Annotated in this window: 15 protein-coding genes and 2 tRNA genes; 7 read left to right on the top strand and 10 right to left on the bottom strand. The window is 60.5% G+C overall.

All coding sequences use genetic code 11. From position 1 onward, the window contains the following. Positions 1-3 precede the first annotated feature (3 nt). From ACWNZ3_RS17350 to ACWNZ3_RS17330, 5 genes are all read right to left on the bottom strand, one after another. Positions 4-1314: a TRAP transporter large permease gene (locus tag ACWNZ3_RS17350; protein ID WP_269362689.1), complete on the bottom strand. Its 1311-nt coding sequence runs from the start codon at positions 1312-1314 to the stop codon at positions 4-6. A gap of 4 nt (positions 1315-1318) precedes the next feature. Beyond that, entirely contained in the window at positions 1319-1843 is a 525-nt protein-coding gene (locus tag ACWNZ3_RS17345) for a TRAP transporter small permease (RefSeq protein ID WP_269362691.1), read from the bottom strand. 64 nt (positions 1844-1907) lie between these two features. After that, positions 1908-2897 (bottom strand): TRAP transporter substrate-binding protein, encoded by a 990-nt coding sequence (locus tag ACWNZ3_RS17340; RefSeq protein ID WP_269362692.1) that lies wholly within the window; start codon positions 2895-2897, stop codon positions 1908-1910. Between the two features lie 31 nt (positions 2898-2928). Beyond that, positions 2929-4167: an NAD(P)/FAD-dependent oxidoreductase gene (locus ACWNZ3_RS17335; RefSeq protein WP_269362693.1), complete on the bottom strand. Its 1239-nt coding sequence runs from the start codon at positions 4165-4167 to the stop codon at positions 2929-2931. A 172-nt stretch (positions 4168-4339) separates the two neighbouring features. After that, the gene (locus ACWNZ3_RS17330) at positions 4340-5941 is read right to left on the bottom strand and encodes a GMC family oxidoreductase (RefSeq protein ID WP_496900684.1); all 1602 of its coding nucleotides are present in this window, start codon (positions 5939-5941) and stop codon (positions 4340-4342) included. A 118-nt stretch (positions 5942-6059) separates the two neighbouring features. On the opposite strand from ACWNZ3_RS17330, the gene ACWNZ3_RS17325 reads away from it, so the two are divergent. From ACWNZ3_RS17325 to ACWNZ3_RS17310, 4 genes are all read left to right on the top strand, one after another. Continuing rightward, entirely contained in the window at positions 6060-7292 is a 1233-nt protein-coding gene (locus tag ACWNZ3_RS17325; protein WP_274573701.1) for a TRAP transporter substrate-binding protein, read from the top strand. Positions 7293-7403: 111 nt separating this feature from the next. Beyond that, a complete protein-coding gene (locus ACWNZ3_RS17320; RefSeq protein WP_496900683.1) occupies positions 7404-8102 on the top strand; it encodes a TRAP transporter small permease in 699 nt (232 codons plus the stop codon). After that, positions 8102-9511 (top strand): TRAP transporter large permease, encoded by a 1410-nt coding sequence (locus ACWNZ3_RS17315; protein ID WP_496900682.1) that lies wholly within the window; start codon positions 8102-8104, stop codon positions 9509-9511. Before ACWNZ3_RS17320 ends, ACWNZ3_RS17315 begins: the two co-directional genes overlap by 1 nt. A 35-nt stretch (positions 9512-9546) precedes the next feature. Beyond that, positions 9547-10320, top strand: a complete 774-nt coding sequence (locus tag ACWNZ3_RS17310) for an IclR family transcriptional regulator (RefSeq protein WP_496900681.1) — start codon at positions 9547-9549, stop codon at positions 10318-10320. Here ACWNZ3_RS17310 and ACWNZ3_RS17305 read toward each other — a convergent pair. Together ACWNZ3_RS17305 and ACWNZ3_RS17300 are read right to left on the bottom strand one after the other, a co-directional pair. Further along, on the bottom strand, positions 10300-11526 hold the full coding sequence (locus tag ACWNZ3_RS17305) for a winged helix-turn-helix domain-containing protein (RefSeq protein WP_496901919.1): 1227 nt from the start codon (positions 11524-11526) through the stop codon (positions 10300-10302). The genes ACWNZ3_RS17310 and ACWNZ3_RS17305 overlap by 21 nt on opposite strands. Then, on the bottom strand, positions 11523-12557 hold the full coding sequence (locus ACWNZ3_RS17300; protein ID WP_114273807.1) for a LacI family DNA-binding transcriptional regulator: 1035 nt from the start codon (positions 12555-12557) through the stop codon (positions 11523-11525). The genes ACWNZ3_RS17305 and ACWNZ3_RS17300 overlap by 4 nt, the downstream gene beginning before the upstream one ends. A gap of 122 nt (positions 12558-12679) precedes the next feature. Here ACWNZ3_RS17300 and ACWNZ3_RS17295 point away from each other — a divergent pair. Next, positions 12680-12756, top strand: a tRNA-Arg gene (locus ACWNZ3_RS17295). A gap of 105 nt (positions 12757-12861) precedes the next feature. On the opposite strand, the gene ACWNZ3_RS17290 is transcribed toward ACWNZ3_RS17295, so the two are convergent. After that, a complete protein-coding gene (locus ACWNZ3_RS17290) occupies positions 12862-14319 on the bottom strand; it encodes a pilus assembly protein TadG-related protein (RefSeq protein WP_496900680.1) in 1458 nt (485 codons plus the stop codon). A 467-nt stretch (positions 14320-14786) separates the two neighbouring features. Between ACWNZ3_RS17290 and ACWNZ3_RS17285 the strand changes: the two genes are divergently transcribed. Then, positions 14787-15860: a bifunctional transcriptional activator/DNA repair enzyme AdaA gene (locus tag ACWNZ3_RS17285; protein ID WP_496900679.1), complete on the top strand. Its 1074-nt coding sequence runs from the start codon at positions 14787-14789 to the stop codon at positions 15858-15860. Next, the gene (locus ACWNZ3_RS17280; protein ID WP_496900677.1) at positions 15857-16618 is read left to right on the top strand and encodes an isocitrate lyase/PEP mutase family protein; all 762 of its coding nucleotides are present in this window, start codon (positions 15857-15859) and stop codon (positions 16616-16618) included. The genes ACWNZ3_RS17285 and ACWNZ3_RS17280 overlap by 4 nt, the downstream gene beginning before the upstream one ends. Positions 16619-16680: 62 nt before the next feature. On the opposite strand, the gene ACWNZ3_RS17275 is transcribed toward ACWNZ3_RS17280, so the two are convergent. Then, a tRNA-Pro gene (locus tag ACWNZ3_RS17275) sits at positions 16681-16757 on the bottom strand. 20 nt (positions 16758-16777) lie between these two features. Beyond that, a complete protein-coding gene (locus tag ACWNZ3_RS17270; RefSeq protein ID WP_496900676.1) occupies positions 16778-17803 on the bottom strand; it encodes a DMT family transporter in 1026 nt (341 codons plus the stop codon). Between the last annotated feature and the right edge of the window lie 78 nt (positions 17804-17881).

The following is a 17881-nucleotide window of genomic DNA, read 5'->3' as shown; positions in this document are numbered from 1 at the left end:
TCCTCATGACGGCCCCTGGCGCAGGTTGTCAGGCAGCCAGGTGGCGATGTCGGGGAAGAAGATGAGGACAAAGACCATCACCACCATGATCGCGAACATCGGCAGGGCGGCCCTGGTGATGTATCCCATTTCGTGATCGGTCATGCCTTGCAGGACGAACAGGTTGAACCCGATGGGCGGTGTGATCTGTGCCATCTCGACCACGACCACGACGAAGATGCCGAACCAGATCAGGTCGATGCCCGCGCCGCGCACCATCGGCTCCACCACCGCCATGGTGAGCACGACCGAAGAGATCCCGTCAAGGAACATGCCCAGCACGATGTAGAACACCAGCAGCGCCATCAGCAGCTGGAACCGCGTCAACTCCATCGCCGCGATGCCGTCGGCCAGGGCGCGGGGCAGGCCGGTAAAGCCCATCGACAGCTTCAGAAAGGCCGCCCCCGCGAGGATCAGCGCGATCATGGCAGAGGTGCGCATCGCCCCCATCAGGCTTTCGCGGAAGCTGTCCCAGTTGAGCGACCCCTGGAACAGCGCCAGCACCAGGGCACCGATGACCCCGATGGCCGCCGCCTCGGTCGCGGTGGCAAAGCCGAGGTACATCGACCCGATCACGACAGTGATCAGCGCAAAGACCGGCAGCAGGAACCGCGAATTGGCCAGCTTCTGCGCGAAGGTCATGGAGGGTTCGGCGTTGGGTTTCCAGTCCTTTGACGTCAGGGCCGTGAAAGCGACATAGGCCATGAACATCAGGGCGAGGATGAGGCCGGGAAAGACGCCGGCGAAGAACAGCTTGGTGATGCTTTCGTTCACCGTCACCCCATAGACGATCAGGGCGAGAGACGGCGGGATCATCAGGCCCAGCGTGGCCGCCCCGGCCAGCGTGCCGATGATCATCTTTTCGGGATAATTCCGGCTGCGCAGCTCGGGGATCGACATCTTGCCCACGGTCGTCAGCGTCGCGGCCGATGATCCCGAAACGGCGGCAAAGACGGTACAGCCGACGATATTGGTATGGACCAGTCCGCCGGGCAGGCGTGCGAGCCAGGGGGCGAGACCCTTGAACATGTCCTCGGACAGGCGCGTTCGGTACAGGATTTCACCCATCCAGATGAACAGGGGCAGGGCGGTCAGTGTCCAGGAGCTGGACGAGGCCCAGATCGTGGTGATCATCGTGTCGCCGACGGGGCGCGTGGTGAAGAGCTCCATCCCGACCCAGGCGACACCCATGAGGGCCAGACCGACCCAGACGCCGGTGCCCAGCAGGAAGAACAGGACAAAGAGGAAAAGCGTGATGGCGTAGACTTCGGTCATGGCATCATTCTCCGAAGCTTTGATCGACAAGGTCGCGGCTGAGGCGGTGATTGCCCCGAAAGACGACATGCAGCAGGTTGTCGGTCAGCGCGATGGCAAGGATCGCGCCACCGATGACCATGACCGATTGCGGCATCCAAAGCAGTGTGGCGTCCTGATCCTGGCTGACCTCCTTGAACTTCCACGACCAGTAGACGAACCAATAGGCGTAATAGGTGAAATACCAGGCTATCGCCGCCGCAAGGCCGAAGCACCAGATTTCCAGCAGGCGTTTGGGCCCTTTTGAAAGCGTGTTCAACAGGATCGAAACGCGAATGTGCGCGCCGCGGTTCAGCGCATTGGCGAAGGCAAGGAAACTGGCACCGGCCATCGCATATCCGGCATAGCTGGCGGCGCCCGGAAAGACGGCACCGGTCCATCGCGCGACCATCTGCGCCACGATCAGCAGCAGAATTGCCACAAGGCAAAGAGCAGCCACAGCCCCCGCCGCAACGTAAAGTCCATCCAGCGTTCTGCGCAGTGCTGTCATCTGACCCGCCTCCTTGTGCGAACAGGAAAGGCGGCCCGTTGAAGGGCCGCCCGAGGTGTCGTGATCAGTTCATGGATTTGTAGGTATCGACCAGCGTCTTGCCGTCTTCACCGGCCGCTTCCAGCCATTCGTTGGTCATGGTTTCACCAATCTCGCGCAGGCCCGACATCAGCTCTTCGCTGGCGGGTTGCACGATCATGCCGCCTTCTTTCAGACCATCATAGGTGAACTGGGTGTAGTCCTTGGACTTCTGCAGGCCGCGCGCTTCGGCTTCGGAAGCGCAGTTGTTGATCACTTCCTTGTTGGCGTCCGAAACACCCGACCAGACATCCGCGTTCACCATGACGTAGTTGCGCGGCAGCCAGGCGTCTACTTCGTAGAAGTGCGTCAGGCTTTCCCAGACCTTCTGGTCATAGCCCGTCGCGCCCGAGGAAATCATCGATTCCGCCACGCCGGTCGCAAAGGCCTGGCTGACCTCGGCGGCTTCGATTGTCACGGGGGCCATGCCCGTCAATTCAGCCAGACGCGCGGTCGTGTTGTTGTAGGACCGGAACTTCACGCCCGCCATATCGTCCACGCTGTTCACTTCTTTCTTGAAGTAAAGACCCTGCGGCGGCCACGGCACGTTGTAGAGCAGGTGCAGTCCCTGCTCCTCCAGCAGTGCTTCGATCCCGGGCTTGGCAGCCTCCCACAGTTTGCCACTGTCATCAAAAGAGGGGGCGAGAAACGGGATGCTGTCAAAGCCGAACAGGGCGTTTTCGTTCTGGTGGCCGGACAGCAGCCGCTCGCCGATCTGGACCTGGCCGGTCTGGATCGCGCGTTTGATGTCGGCGCCGGCAAAGAGCGCACCGCCGGGGTGAACGGTGATTTCGATCTCGCCGCCTGTGCCGTCGGTCACGCATTTGGCGAACTCGACGCCGTTTTCGGAGTGGAAGTTTGATGCCGAATAGGCCATCGGCATGTCCCATTTCTCTGCTGCGAATGCGGGCAGGGCGGTGCCAAGTGTCAGGGCGGCTGTTGCCGCTGTTGCCATCAGTTTCTGTGTGCGTTTCATTTTTTCGTCTCCCGGTTGGTTTTTAATGGCGCTATTTGAAGCGCTGAGGATGGTAGGGGGCAAGGTCGGTGTTGACCGGTTGCCCTGCGATCAATCCGGCGACCAGTCGGCCCGTTTTTGGACCACCCGTCAACCCGATGTGATGATGCCCGAAGGCGGTAAAGACCCGGCTTTGTCCAATCTCGCCGATCAGGGGCAGGCTGTCGCTGGGGGCGGGTCTGTGCCCCAGCCATTCGATTTCACCGGTGGCGCTGAGCCCGGGAAAGGCGCGCTGGACCTGGCGGCGCAGCAGGTCAAGCGGCGCGCGCGAGGGTCCTGCCTCCAGCCCGCCAAATTCCAGGATACCGGCGCAGCGCAGACCTTGTTCCATGGGGGTCGCCACGAATTTCCCGCTGGCAATCATCGTAGGCTGACGGGGTCCGCCTGTCGCGCCCTCAAAGACCACATGATAGCCGCGTTCGCTTTCCAGGGGCACTTTCAGCCCCAGCTTGGCCATCATCGGTTTCGACCAGACGCCGGTTGCCAGCACAGCGGCGTCGCAAGGGATGGTGCCCGTGCTGGTTTGCACGCCGGTGATCTTCCCATCCGTCAGGTCAAAATCCGTGACCTCGGCTTGCATGATCTTGCCGCCACGATCCGCAAGGGCTTTGGCCAGCGCCTGAACATAGCCGCCCGGGCTGCGGATGAAACCGTGGTCTTTCATCACCGCCAGACAGGTGATGTCCGGGCCCAGGGCGGGGTCATATTCCTGCACCGCCGGCCCTTCGATCAATTCGGGTACGAAACCGGCTTCTTTGCGCAGCTCCCATGCGTATTTGTCCGCCGCGAATGCGGCGCGGTCGCTGTAGGCAAAGCAGTAGTCACTGTCGGTCACCCAGTCGCCAAGACCCAGTTCGCCACAGAGGCTCTTGTGCTGTTCGACGCTGTCGCCGACGATCGGGGTCAGTGCCTTGGCGATCCGTCGGGTGTCGGTATCGTTGGCATTCGCCATGTAGCGACGCAGCCATGGCAGCAGCCGGGGCAGGTATGACCACCGCAGGAACAGCGGGAAATTGTTGTTGAGCAGCATCATCGGGGCCTTGTGCAGCAGGCCGGGCGCGGTGACAGGCACCATGGAGCATGACGCCAGCACCCCCGCGTTGCCATGAGATGTGCCGGTGCCGGGCAGGCCCCGGTCGATGACCGTCACCTCAACACCCGCCCGGCGCAGCCAGATCGCGGTCGATATACCAACAATGCCTGCGCCGATCACGACGATTTGGCGGCTCATTTGGCGGGCTTTCGGGTCATGAATGTCGTGCCTTTGATTCTCTCGGAGCATCATTACACGAATTCACAAAACATCAACAAAATGTTTGTAAAATGTCATCGTTGGACCAGCCGGGGCATCCTCATGTCGGTATCCGATGTGATTGCGGAGCGGGCAAGGAGGGTTTTGACGGTCAGCCGCGTGCGTCTTGCAGGATCATGTCGCTGGCCTTTTCACCGATCATGATCGCAGGTGCATTGGTGTTGCCGGAAACGATTTCCGGCATGATGGAGCAATCCGCAACGCGAAGCCCCGCGATGCCGTGGACCCGCAGGCGCGCGTCGACCACCGCGTCCTTGCCATCGCCCATCTTACAGGTGCCGGCGGGGTGATAGATCGACGCGCTGTTGCTGCGCGCCCAGTCGAGGGTGGCATCGTAATCGTCCATCGGCAGGCTGGCGTCGGGGCGGTATTCCTGTGAAATCTTGCTGGTCAGGGGGGCATGGCGTGCAATGCGCCTGGCGATGTTGACGCCTTCCACGACGGTCCGGCAATCGGTGTCCGTGCTCAGATAATTCGGAAAGATCCGGGGATAGTCACGTGGTCTGGCGGAGTTCAGCCTGATCTCGCCCCTGCTTTCAGGGCGCAGCTGGCAGACCGACATGGTAAAGGCCGAGAACCTGTCGGCCCCCTTGCCGGGGTTCTCTGCTGACAGGGGCTGAACGTGGAATTGAATATCGGGGGTTTCCAGATCTTCGCGGGTCTTGAGAAAGCCGGTCGCGAGGCTGGCTGCCATCGTCATCGGCCCAGCCCGGAACATCAGATACTTCAACCCGATGCGCGCCTGCCCCATCAATGTGCTGACCTCATCGTTCAGGGTCGGCTCATTACATTTGTAGACCAGCCGCGCCTGCAGGTGATCCTGCAGGTTCTTGCCCACGCCGGGCAGGTCATGGGCCACCGTGAGACCGTGTTCGGAAAGCTGGTCCGCCTCGCCGATACCGGAGAGCATCAGCAGTTGGGGCGAATTGATGGCCCCGCCCGAAAGAACGATTTCGCGGTTGGCGGTTACGGTTTGAGGCCTGCCGGCGCGGTCGGTATAGCGCACTGCGGTGGCGCGGCGTCCGTCCAGCAGGATGCGGTCCACCTGCGCATGGGTGACAATCCGCAGGTTCGGCCGCTTCTTGACCGGGTTGAGGTAAGCAACCGCGCTCGAACAGCGCCGCCCGTTTTGCGATGTCAGTTGAAAAAAGCCGACACCCTCCTGTGTCGCGCCGTTGTAGTCGGGGTTGAATGGATAGCCTGCCGCCTGTGCCGCCGCGACCCAGGCGTCGGTGATCGGGCGCTGGATGCGCATGTTGGAGACCGACAGCGGCCCCTTGTCCCCGTGAAAGGCATCGGCACCGCGTTCATTGTTCTCGGCCCGCTTGAACAGCGGCAGAACGTCGTCCCACCCCCAACCCGTGTTGCCCATCTGACGCCAGCGGTCATAGTCCTGCGGCTGTCCACGGACGTAGAGCAATCCGTTGAGCGAGGAAGAGCCGCCCAGCACCTTGCCGCGCGGCCATTCGATGGACCGCCCGTTGAGGCCTGGATCGGGTTCGGTCTTGTAGCACCAGTCAACGGAGGGATTGTGGATCGTCTTGAAGTAGCCGACCGGGATGTGGATCCAGGGATTGAGATCGCGCCCGCCCGCTTCGAGCAGGATCACGGAGTTCTTCGGGTCCGCGCTAAGACGATTGGCCAGCACACATCCGGCAGAACCTGCCCCGATCACAATATAGTCCGCTTTCATGCCACTGCTCCTCCGCACGGTGAAGAAATTTGTATACAGATGCGCGTTTCCATACTAGTGTTTTTTGAAACAAAAAGTCTCAATAATTGACAATAGCACTTGAATGGGAGGAACCAAAATGAGTGTTCAGGAGAAACTGAAAGGCATTTCCCGTCGTGATTTGTTCAGGTTGGCTGGGCAGTACGGCATGTCGTCGACCCTGCTTGCGGCGGGTACTTTCGGCGGCGCGATGAGCCTCGGCAATCTCGCGAAAGCTGCCGAATCGACCTATGAAAAGCGGTTCGCGAAAGAGCCCAAGGTCACGTTCAAGTTCGGCGCCTCCGGGTTCAACGCCCGCAACCTGCTGATCGAACGTGCCGGGTGTCTGGAATTCGCCCGCGATCTGGAAAGCCGGACGGATGGGGAGATCCGGGTCGAATTCATCGGCGACAACCAGATCTGCGGCCAGACCTCCTGTGTGGAGAAGGCGCAGCAGGGCATCGTGGACATCTACGCTGCCTCGACACAGAACTCCGCCGGTGGCGCGCCTTATCTCAACGTGCTGGACTATGCCTATATGTTCCCGTCACGCGCGGCGCAGTACCATTTCCTGTATAGCCCGGAGTCGGTCAAGCTGCTGCGCGATCCTTATGAGAAGCGTCACGGGCTGAAGTTCCTGTTCAGCCATTGCGAGCTGCGCGGCATCCAGATGGGGCTGGGCTGGCAGGACAAGCCCGCCATCACCAAACTGGAGGAAATGTTCGGCACCAAGAACCGCGTGACCGGAACCCAGCTGGGCCGCATCGCGATGCAGGCGCTGAACCTCAACCCGGTGCCGGTGGCCTGGGAAGAGACACTTGACGGTCTCAAGCAGGGGCTGATCGACGGGGCGGAGACATGGGCCTCGGCCGTGGCCTATGCCAATATGTCGCCCGTGGTGTCGCAGTCGGTCGACCTCAAGTTCTTCTGCGGAACGGAGCATACCGCCATGTCCGTCGCGGCCTTCGACAGCCTGGATGGTGCGCTGCAGGACGCGGTGATGGAATCGGCCTACCTGACGCAGGTTCACGTGCAGGCCGCGAACGAGGCCGCGCTGGTCAAGACCGTCGGTTTCTCTGACCCGCAGCTGCCCGGCACGATCTTTGCCGAGAACAACGTGCGCAACGTCTTCCTGCCCGACGATCAGATCAAGATGGCCGAGGAAATGTGTTCGCCCCAGTATCAGCCACAGCTTTGGGAAGAATGGCGGGAGCGTCTGAACGGTTGGGCCGGTGGTCTGGATACCTATCAGGAAATCTATGACATTGCCCGTCAGATCCCCGTCGATACACTGCCCGAAAACGTGGAGCCGCGGCGCTGGTGGAAGGCCTGAACCCGGCCGACACGTAACGAAGGATGAAGGGACCGGTCCCACAGGGGCCGGTTTGATACCACCACGCCATCGGGAGGGATGGCGCATTGCATTTTCCGGGGAGGAAGGCAGATGTCCATCTGGGCGGACGCAACCACGATCATCACCTCAACCCTGAGCGGCGACATAGATTATTCGAGCGTACAGGCCTATCGGTCGGAGGCGGCCTGGTGGGTGTTCGGCGCCATGACGGTACTGGGTGGCATCCTGGTCTATTACATGTACCGGGCGGTTCCCTTTCTTGACCGGCACCTGGAACGGACCATCGTGGTCTGGACCTATATCGTCATTGCCCTGATCATTTTTGTCGGGGTGATCCAGCGCTTTGCTGCGGACATCTGGTGGATCCCGCAGGCCTGGCACGGGCAGGTGGCCTGGTCCACCACGGTCCCGCCGCTGCTGTTCATGGTGATGGCCTGGTTCGGCTGCGCGTTCAACGTGCGCTTGCGGACCCATCTCAGCTTTGCCGAATTCCGCACCAACATGCCGCCAAAGCTGCAGATCCTGACGCTGATCCTGGATGCGGTGTTGTGGATGGGCTTTTGCATCATCGTCGTCACCACGACCGCGCGGGTCACCGTCAACAGCTATAACAACTTCCAGATCGTGCTGGGGACCGACAACCTGATGCAATGGATGTTCCTGATCACGGTGCCCGTGGCCTTTATCCTGATGGCCGGTCGGGTGATCGAGAACCTGCTGGAGGATCTGCGCAATTATCGAGAGGGCCGGCCGCTGATTCAGCAAGCAGTCATCGGGGGGGATGTCTGATGACCGACGGAACCTGGATCACACTGATTTCGCTGGGTGTCACGCTGTTGTTCATGCTGGGCATGCCGGTTCTGCTGGTCATCTTCTACTGGGTTGTCGGCTGTTCCTTTGTCATGGGGCTGACGCTGGATAACACCGGTGCGGAACTGCTGAACGTCTTTAACAAGGGCTTTGCCCTGTTGGCGATGCCGCTGTTTATCCTGACGGGGGACCTGATCAACAAATCGGGGATTGCCCGGCGGTTGTCGGATTTCGCCTATGCCTGTCTGGGCTGGATGCGCGGCGGGCTTGCCATGGCCTCCATCGGAGCCTGCGGGCTTTTCGCCGCGATTTCCGGGTCAAACTCCGCCACCACGGCGACAATCGGGTCCATGCTGCATCCCGAAATGGTCAAGGGCGGCTATGACGAACGGTTTTCCGCAGCGACAGCGGCGGCAGGCGGCACGGTCGGCATCATCATCCCGCCGTCGATCATCTTTATCGTCTACGGATTCCTGATGAACCTGCCGATTTCTGATCTGTTCATCGCAGGCATTGTGCCCGGCACCCTGATGGTCCTGGCAATGATGGTGGCATGTTTCATCATATGCACCGTGAACAAATGGGGGTTTCTGATCGCGCTGAGCCCGTGGCGCGTCTTCAAGACTGCCGTTGGTGCCTGGCTGGGTTTCTTTGCCATCGGTCTGGTGCTTTGGGGCATCTACACCGGCAAGTTCTCTCCGACCGAGGCGGCAGGGGTCACGGTGGGTTTCTGCATCATCGTGGGGGTGCTGTCCTGGCCCCTGAACAAGCTGATGGGCAGCAAGCCCGACACCCCGGTGGAGGCGAAATCGCTCGCCTCCATGGTGGTTGTCGAAGGGTTCACGCCGCTTGAGATCCCCGCCATCGTGGTGCGGTCGGCACAGATCACCGGCATCCTTGCACCGCTGATCGCCGTCAGCGTGGTAATGCAGCAGATCCTGTCGCTGCTGGGCGCGCAATCGGTGATCTCGGGCTTCGTGACGGGCATGGGCGGCTATTACCCCGTGCTGTTCACGGCGATGGCTATCGTCTTTGTCGCGGGCATGATCCTGGAATCCCTGCCGGTGACGATCATTCTTGCCCCTATTCTCGCACCTATCGCCCATTCCGTGGGTGTCGATCCGATCCAGTTTGCTGTGATCTTCCTTGTTGGTGCCTCCATCGGGTTTATCACGCCACCCTACGGGCTGAACCTCTACGTCGCTTCCGGTGTGACAGGTGTGCCCTATTTCCGCTTGCTGCGTTACGCGACGATGTATCTTGGATCGCTTGTTGCAGTGTGGATCGCAGTCGCGTATTTCCCCTCTCTATCGAAAACGCTGCTGTCCGGCGGTTACCTGTACGAGCATATTCCGATCTGGTTCGGGGCTCTTACCTTCTGGAACTGATCGGTGTGCGGCATAACCCGGACGGATGAAGCGCAATGGATGATGTCGGCGAACGCGAAAAGGCGATACCGACCAATTTGCGCCTGCTGCTCTTGCTGGAAGAGATCGCCCGTGTCGGGGCACCGATGACGCCGACCGCCGCGAACGAAGTTCTGGGATTGCCGAAGCCCACGGTGCACCGGCTGTTCCACAGGCTTGAACAGGAGGGGTTCCTTCAGCGCGACATTGACGGACGGTCCTATTCCGCGGGGCAGCGGCTGCGCAAGCTTTCGGTCAACGTCCTGTCCTCCAGCCGGTTGCGGACCGTGCGGCTGGCGGTGCTGAACGCGCTGACCGAAGACGTTGGCGAAACCTGCAACGTCGCGATGCCGGACCGGGACGGGATGGTCTATCTCGACCGGGTCGAGACGAAATGGCCGCTGCGCATCCAACTGCCTGTCGGCACAACGGTTCCCTTTCATTGTACCGCCAGCGGCAAGATGTACCTGTCTACCCTGCCGCCGCGGATGTTGGGCAAATACCTGTCGTCAGCAGCGCTGGAACCGCAGACATCAAGAACACTCACCGATCCCGACGCCCTGAATCGCGCCATCGAAGAGGTGCGCAAACGTGACTATTCCACCGATGATGAGGAGTTCATGGAAGGCATGGTCGCTGTCGCCGTTCCGATCTGGGACGATCAGCGGCGGCTGATGTCCACACTTTCCATCCATGCCCCGACCCAGCGTGTCAGCATCGGAGACCTGGAGGCGCATCTGGATCGGCTCAGATCCGCTGCCGCCGATCTGTCAGAGATAGTTCTGCGCTGAGGGGCGCAGCCAGCCGTCCTCAAAAGCGACCTCGGTGACACCGGCAAGCTTGCACAGTTTTTCCAGTTCAGCCTCGAAGGCGCGTTGCCGTCCGCTGCCCCAGCGTGTCCTGCCCTCTGGCCACAGCGCGCGGACGCGCAAGACATCCTCGTCGCGAAAGGCCTTCATGTCGACACGGCCAACGATGCGGTCTCCTTCGAGAATGGGAAAGACATAGTAGCCAAAGGTGCGCTTCGCTTCCGGCACAAAGACCTCGATCCGGTAGTTGAACCCGAACAGCCGTTCTGCACGATTGCGGTCCCGCAGGGCCGGATCAAAGGGGCTGAGCACCCGCAAACGGCTCGTGGGCTCCTTGTCGCCTGCCGGATCCTGATCAAGGCCTGGCCGCGCATAGGCAAGTTTGACGGACCCGTCCGCACCGGTGACCTGCACCTGTTCCAGCGCGCCTGCCGCCAGCGCCTCTGCGCACCAGTCGCGGGCCTCTGCCGGGGTGACATGATCCCAGAAGGCGGCGATCTCGGTATGGGTGGCAAACCCCAGCCGTGCCAGCGCCTGATCGCAGCACCAGTCGATCGTGGCCGCGACATCGGGACAGTTCGCGGGGTCGTGCAGATGCTGCTCGATCACCCGCTCCGTCAGGTCATAGCGTTTCTTGAACCCGTCGCGCCCGACCACACAAAGCGCGCCAGAGCGCCACAGATACTCCAGCGCAGTCTTGGAAGGGTGCCAGTCCCACCAGCCGCCGGATCCGCGTGTTTCATCCTTTCCGACATCGGATGAACACAGCGGCCCCTCGGCTGCGATCTGCTCCAACACGTTCTGAAACCGTTTCTCAAACCCGTCACGCCGCCAGTTGCGCCACCGCGCGCGCAGTTTTTCGGCGTCGCGCTGGCGCCTGAGATTCCACTGCGGATAGAAGTCCATCGGAATGACAGCCGCATCATGTGTCCAGTGTTCGAACAGCGCCCTGTCACGTTCGTACAGGTTCTTGAGCGCCTTCGGCCGGTATCGTTGCCTGCGCGAAAACAGGATCAGGTCATGCGCGCGGGCCACGGTGTTGATGCTGTCCAGCTGCACAAAGCCAAGGTCATGGATCAGCCCGTGCAGTGCCGCACCCCTTGCTTCGCCGACAGGGGGGTCGGACAGGCAGTGCCGGTCAAGGAATATCCGCCGCGCCTGGCCATTGCCCAGGGTCAGCATGGTCAGCGGCGATGGCGGCGCAGGGTGTCCCCGTAGGACAGGGTTGGCGTCATGGTTACCTGCGTCGGCACATCCGGGTCCGGAGTCTCGGAGGTGTAGTTCAGAACGATCTTTGCCGCCGCCTGGCCAATCTCGCTCCGGCAGGCATCCATCGTCGCCAGTTGCCGTGGCAGCCCCTGCAACAGCTCGACACCGTTGAAGCCGGCCAGGCCGATCTGGCCCGGGATGTCGATTTTCTGGTCAATCAGATACAACAGGCCGCCTGCGCCGATCATGTCGTTGGAGTAATACAGGAAATCCAGGTCCGGAGAGCGTTCCAGCATCTCCTGCGTCATTTCCCGCCCCTTGGCCAGCGCGGACCCCCCGGAATAGAACGCGCGATCCTCGATCTCCACACCCGCCTTGGCCAGTGCTTCCGTGAAGCCTTCGAACCGTTTGCGCGCGCGGTGGTCCAGCGGCATCTTGGTCCCCATGAAGCCGATATGCTCATATCCTTCCTTGAGGATCGCATTGGCCATCTCGCGCCCCGCCCGGCGATGCGAGATACCCACCATCGCGTCAACGGGCCGGCCGTCAGTGTCCATGATCTCAACCACGGGAATGCCAGCGTTCTTGAGCATGGCGCGGGTCGCGTCAGAATGTTCCAGCCCGGCGATGATCACCCCCGACGGCCGCCACGACAGCATTTCGTAAAGCACCCGCTCCTCTTTTTCGGGCAGGTAGTCCGTTACGCCGACCACGGGCTGCAGCGGCGTGTCCTCAAGGACCTGATTGATGCCATTCAGAACTTCGGGAAAAACCATGTTCGACAGCGACGGGATGATGACCGCCACCAGGTTCACCCGTTGAGAGGCCAGCGACCCAGCAATCTGATTTGGCACGTATCCCAGCTCCTTTGCCGCCGCCAGCACCCGGTTGCGTGTGGCTTCCGATACATCCCCCCTCTTGCGCAGAACTCTGCTCACGGTCATTTCCGAGACGCCACAGGCCTCGGATACATCGCGGAGGGTAAGCGGCCGTTTGGAAGATGTGGTCAAATTTTCATTCCTGATTACTCAACAACCAGTTAGCGCGAAGCATGGGCAACGATCAAGCGCAGGCTTTGTTTTCGTTTCTGCCGATGACAAGCCCGCCGCACTGCGCTAGACCCTTCCCCGGCGGTCCCGTGGCTCAACTGGATAGAGCAGCCCCCTCCTAAGGGGCAGGTTGCAGGTTCGAATCCTGCCGGGATCACCAGTTCGGTACAGATTTATTCAAACTCGGTCGCGTTATTCGAGCGGACAGTTCTGATCACTGCCCACCCGATGGCGTTCGGCGGCGGGGGGCGTGTCCGGGAAACCGCTATTGGGTCAGCCGCAGCTGCCGGATCTGATAGGCGATGGCCTCGAAGACATCCGCGATGCTGTCGCCGTCTGCCTTGAAAAAATGAGACGGGGAGGAAGCGCAATCGCGCATCTGCTGTTCCGGAGTACCCGGTGCCTCGAAGGCAATCGTATAGATGATGATCGGGCGCGGGCTCCGGCTTTTGGCGAGGTCACATTGCTGAAAGAAGCTGTCGACGTTGGTGCCCGCCGATGTGATCGTTTCGCGTTCGTTGTGGCGGCCCCTTTGCAACTCGCGGACCGGGTTTTCAACGTCCATCGTGTCTATGGGGCGCACCTGTTCGGTGATCTGGCCGTCCGTCATCAGGATGATGTACTTTTGCGTTGTGCTGTCATCATAGGATGCCGGCCGCCCGATGAATTCCGGCGCGGCAAGACCTGCATTTGCCAGCGCGGTCACATCGTCCTGCGACGAGGGGTCAAGCATGGAGACGGCCCATTTCATCGCGTAATGTGTGCCGGTGCCGTCATGCATCCGCATGTTGTTGATCAGATTTTTCAGGCCGGCGCGATCATTGCTGAGGTATTGGATCGAGGTCTGATCCTGCGGGCACCAGCCCCAGTCCATCACGTTGCCGGCAATGTCCCAGTTCATGAAATGCGGCGTCTGCGGGTAAAGCATGCCCGATGGCAGTTCTGCCGAGGAAAAGCCGCCGGTCCCGATGTCCAGGCAGGAAGAGACGTTGGGATAGACGTAGCGCGTGTTCTGATCCGACCCGACACCGCCGATGGCATCTTGTGGCAGTTCACCATGGCTGAGGTGCTCCGGGATGCCACCGTCGGCCTCGTCCATGGCCATTGCGGGATAGCGTTCCCCGTTCAGGCGGTCGAACATGAAAGGGCCGGGGTTTGTCTGGCCTGCATAGGGAACAAGGGTGACAGAGGTTTTCTGGGCATTGGCGTCATCCAGCACAATGTCGAGGAAATCCGCTGCGGCAGGCCGAAGATCATTCATGCGGTTGGAGAAACGCATCGACCCGGAGATATCAAGGACCAGCGAAATCTCCACATTCGGCACACGGTCTTCGGCAGTGGCAAGGGCGGGGACATTCAGCGTTTCGACGCCGAAGTAATCCATGAACTGCGTGGTCATGGTGGTGGAGGCACCCACGGTCACAGTGCGAAAGCTGAGCCCCTCGCTGACCTCGACGTTCGACATGAAGTCCCGGATGCCGGATTTTGTGAAGTAATCCGCCACCACATCTTCGGGGGCGAGGCGCTGGTTCAGCGCGGTCGCGGCAAGCACGGCGCGGTCCGCAGTGGCCTGAAGGCGGCTGCGGTCCATCTCGTGACGCATCACGTCGACAGAAATGCCGCAGATCATCAGCATGCACAGAACCATGAAACAGGCAAAGATCGTAATGGATCCATCTTCGCTGCGGCCAAAACCGCGGATGGATGCTTTCAGTCTACGCATGTCGGGTGGCGTTGATCTTGTTGCCATTGTCGTGAACCTCTCAAATGTGCCCCCATTTGATCAGCGCCGCCCCCAGAGTGCGGCCTTGGTCTGGTCAATATTTCGCCTCAATCCTCCGCAAAAGATAGGCAGGTTTTCTCTAAAAATAGGGTAACTCTCCACCGCCGCGCGCCAATCTGGCCAGAGTCCCGGCACTGGGCAGCGAGCGGCGACAATGCCACAATTGGCTGGCTCCCGCTTGCCATGTATTTGCCGGGATTTGGCCCGATTGTCCGTGCCAGAATCGATGGGATTGCGGGTCAACGACAGGTGATTCTTGCCAGAAAGCTGCCGGTCCGGCGCGGATTCCAGGGGGATTTACGGCTGATATGGCGTGATTTCCGCAATGTTTTGCCGGTTCTCAGAACACTTTAATAGACGCCTGATTTCCGACGGCGCGGGGCCTGCAAGGGTGGTATATTCTAAGGATGCTTTTTGACCTTCCAGATCACAGCACGCTTTATCAGGCGTTATTGGCCCGCAACGCGGCCTATGACGGGCAAGCCTATGTCGGCGTGTCCACAACAGGTGTGTTTTGCCGCCTGACCTGCCCCGCGCGCAAGCCAAAGCCTGAGAATTGCACCTTCTATCCGTCGGTCGGCGCTTGCCTCGAAGCAGGCTTTCGCGCTTGCAAACGATGTCACCCGCTGCAGCCGATGGCCTCTGCCGATCCGTCGATCACCGCGCTGCTGGCGGCATTGGACGAGCGGCCGACATATCGCTGGTCGGAACACGACATTGAACGCATGGGGTTCGATCTTTCGACGGTCAGAAGAAGTTTCAAACGCCAGTTCGGCATGACGTTTCTAGAGATGGCGCGACAGCGGCGATTGCGGGATGGATTTGAGACGATTGCCGGAGGCGGGCAGGTCATTGATGCGCAATTGGATGCAGGCTTCGACTCTCCCAGCGCATTCCGTGCGTCCTTTTCCAGGCTACTGGGGCGCGCGCCCGGCAGGCTGGACAGCACGCCGCTTCTTTTTGCCGACTGGATCGAAACGCCGCTGGGCAACATGATTTCGGTTTGCAGCACGTCCCGGCTGCATCTGCTGGAGTTTCTGGATCGCAAGGCATTGAAAACAGAGCTTGGCAAACTGGATGCCTTTGCCAAGGGCAAGATCGGTATCGGGAAAACCGGCCCCGGCGCGCAGATCAAAAGCGAACTGGCCGCCTTTTTTGACGGAACCTCCGCCCGGTTCTCGACCCCTCTGGCTTTCGGAGGTTCTGCTTTTGCCAGAAGTGTCTGGGCTGAATTGGTGCAGATCCCACCCGGCGTGACCCGCAGCTATTCCGAGATCGCCAAGCGGATCGGGCGGCCCTCGGCGACCCGCGCCGTTGCACGTGCAAATGGCGCGAATCAGATTGCGCTAGCCGTACCTTGTCATAGGGTTCTTGGTGCGGATGGATCACTGACGGGATATGGCGGCGGGCTTTGGCGCAAACAAAAACTTCTCGAAATCGAACGACACTTCAAAACAACCTCAAAGGACATCACGGAATGAAGGATCATGCAGCAAAGAGTGCTCAGTTCAGGACAATGCACGTAAAGGGCGATCCGCTGGTCCTCTATAACATCTGGGACGCCGGCGGTGCGCGGACGGTAGAGAAGGCGGGTGCAAAGGCAATCGCAACCGGCAGTTGGTCGATGGCGGCAGCGCATGGATTTGCAGATGGGGAAACCATCCCGCTGGACCTGGTCGCCCAGCTGGTTGAACGTATTGCAGTCTCGGTCGATCTTCCGCTCACGGTAGATTTTGAAAGCGGTTATGCCACTGCACCAGACGAAGTTGCAGAAAATGTGCGCCGGATCATTCGGGCAGGTGCCATCGGGATCAATTTCGAAGATCAGATCGTGCAGGGCGATGGGCTTTTTTCCATTCAGGATCAGGTGCAGCGGATCAAGGCCATCCGCAGTGCCGCTGAGCAGGAAGGCGTCGATCTGTTCATCAACGCGCGGACGGATCTTTTTCTGGCCTCTGACCCATCCGAGCACGAAGGTCTGGTCGACGAAGCCATCAGGCGCGAAGCCGCATACAAGGATGCAGGTGCCAATGGGTTCTTTATCCCGGGGCTTGACGCCACACGGCTCATCAAAAGAATCGTGGATGCCGTGAGCTTGCCCGTGAACGTCATGATGATGGGGAATCTGACCTCAATCCGGGACGTTGCGCAAACCGGTGTTTCCCGGGTCAGCTATGGCCCCGGGCCATACCGCAGCGCGCAGTCTGATCTGAAGGCACGCTTTGAGGCTCTGCAATGACGGCTGACTGTTCAGGTGATGAACCTGCGAAGAACCGGTCTTAACTGATCGGTTCTTATTATTGGTCGGGCTGAGAGGATTCGAACCTCCGACCCCCTGCTCCCGAAGCAGGTGCGCTACCAGGCTGCGCTACAGCCCGACCGATGCGCGCCACATAGCTTAGTGGCGCTGCCTTGGCAATTGTTCTCTTACACTTGCGACAGTCTTGCGTGCGATCAGGCTGAGGCGGGGCATGCCGCCCATTTCCGGCCTGCGGCTGAGATTGTTCAGCACGGGCAGATGTTCTGATGTGCCGCCGCCTGCTTCGCGCAGAACGATATAGCCGCCGCTGGCAATGATGATTCCCGCTCCGATGAATGTCGTCAGGTCCGAGGTTTCCGCAAAGAACAGCCAGCCAAACAACGTGGCCCAGAGGATTTGGCTGTACTGCATCGGGGCAACGATGGCTGCATCGGCAAGCGTATAGGCACGGATCATCAGGCTCATCGCGGTGACGGCAAGCAGGGCGATCAGCAGCACAAGGCCGAGATCGGCAAGGGGCATCGGAACATAGACAAACGGCAGGATGCACAGCATCACACCGAAATTGGCCAGCAGCGGATAAAGCAGCAGGACCTCTCGCCGTTCCCGCGCGCCGATCTTGCGCATCACGACAGCCGCAAGGGCGCTGCCAAAGGCAGATACCAGTGCGGCCAGATGGCCAAGGCCCAATTCGGCCGACCCCGGCCGCAGCACCACCAGCACCCCGATCAGGCCGGCAAGGACAGCGAGCCAGCGGTGCACACGCACGACCTCTCCCAGCAGGGGGACGGACAGGACCGTGATGATCAATGGCGAGGCAAAGAGAATTGCATAGGTCTCGGCCAGGGGCAGGACGGCAAAGGCGTAAAAAGCGCAGAAACCGCCGATCACGACGGCAGCGGTGCGCACCCCCGCCCAGAACGGATCGCGCGGGCGCAGGTTCTCTGCCTTCGTGTCACTGACCAGCATCAGCGTCACCATCGGAAAGCTCAGCAGCACCACAAAGAAAACGATCTGGAATGGCGAATAGGTGCTGCCAAGCGTTTTGATCGCCGCATCGTGGCTGGCATAGAGCGCAAAGGCCAGCAGCCCTGTCAGCACGCCCCTAAGGGTGGTGCTGCGGACCTGCTGGTGATTTTCACTGGTCACGGTCGCCTCGGGCATGTCGCCGAGTTAGTATTGCCAGGGTGCAGCGTAAAGGGCCGACTGGGCAATTCGTCGGCTTGCGCAGAATATTTGGTC

Source organism: Sulfitobacter sp. IGS-18 (assembly GCF_059628195.1).
Note: the sequence above shows the minus strand (reverse complement) of the source record. Positions and strands in the feature narration are given on the sequence as shown.

Bases quoted from the DNA above. Each gene is read 5' to 3' on its own strand.
- ACWNZ3_RS17350 (WP_269362689.1), bottom strand. From the start codon at position 1,314: ATGACCGAAGTCTACGCCATCACGCTTTTCCTCTTTGTCCTGTTCTTC.
- ACWNZ3_RS17345 (WP_269362691.1), bottom strand. From the start codon at position 1,843: ATGACAGCACTGCGCAGAACGCTGGATGGACTTTACGTTGCGGCGGGG.
- ACWNZ3_RS17340 (WP_269362692.1), bottom strand. From the start codon at position 2,897: ATGAAACGCACACAGAAACTGATGGCAACAGCGGCAACAGCCGCCCTG.
- ACWNZ3_RS17335 (WP_269362693.1), bottom strand. From the start codon at position 4,167: ATGAGCCGCCAAATCGTCGTGATCGGCGCAGGCATTGTTGGTATATCG.
- ACWNZ3_RS17330 (WP_496900684.1), bottom strand. From the start codon at position 5,941: ATGAAAGCGGACTATATTGTGATCGGGGCAGGTTCTGCCGGATGTGTG.
- ACWNZ3_RS17325 (WP_274573701.1), top strand. From the start codon at position 6,060: ATGAGTGTTCAGGAGAAACTGAAAGGCATTTCCCGTCGTGATTTGTTC.
- ACWNZ3_RS17320 (WP_496900683.1), top strand. From the start codon at position 7,404: ATGTCCATCTGGGCGGACGCAACCACGATCATCACCTCAACCCTGAGC.
- ACWNZ3_RS17315 (WP_496900682.1), top strand. From the start codon at position 8,102: ATGACCGACGGAACCTGGATCACACTGATTTCGCTGGGTGTCACGCTG.
- ACWNZ3_RS17310 (WP_496900681.1), top strand. From the start codon at position 9,547: ATGGATGATGTCGGCGAACGCGAAAAGGCGATACCGACCAATTTGCGC.
- ACWNZ3_RS17290 (WP_496900680.1), bottom strand. From the start codon at position 14,319: ATGCGTAGACTGAAAGCATCCATCCGCGGTTTTGGCCGCAGCGAAGAT.
- ACWNZ3_RS17285 (WP_496900679.1), top strand. From the start codon at position 14,787: ATGCTTTTTGACCTTCCAGATCACAGCACGCTTTATCAGGCGTTATTG.
- ACWNZ3_RS17280 (WP_496900677.1), top strand. From the start codon at position 15,857: ATGAAGGATCATGCAGCAAAGAGTGCTCAGTTCAGGACAATGCACGTA.
- ACWNZ3_RS17270 (WP_496900676.1), bottom strand. From the start codon at position 17,803: ATGCCCGAGGCGACCGTGACCAGTGAAAATCACCAGCAGGTCCGCAGC.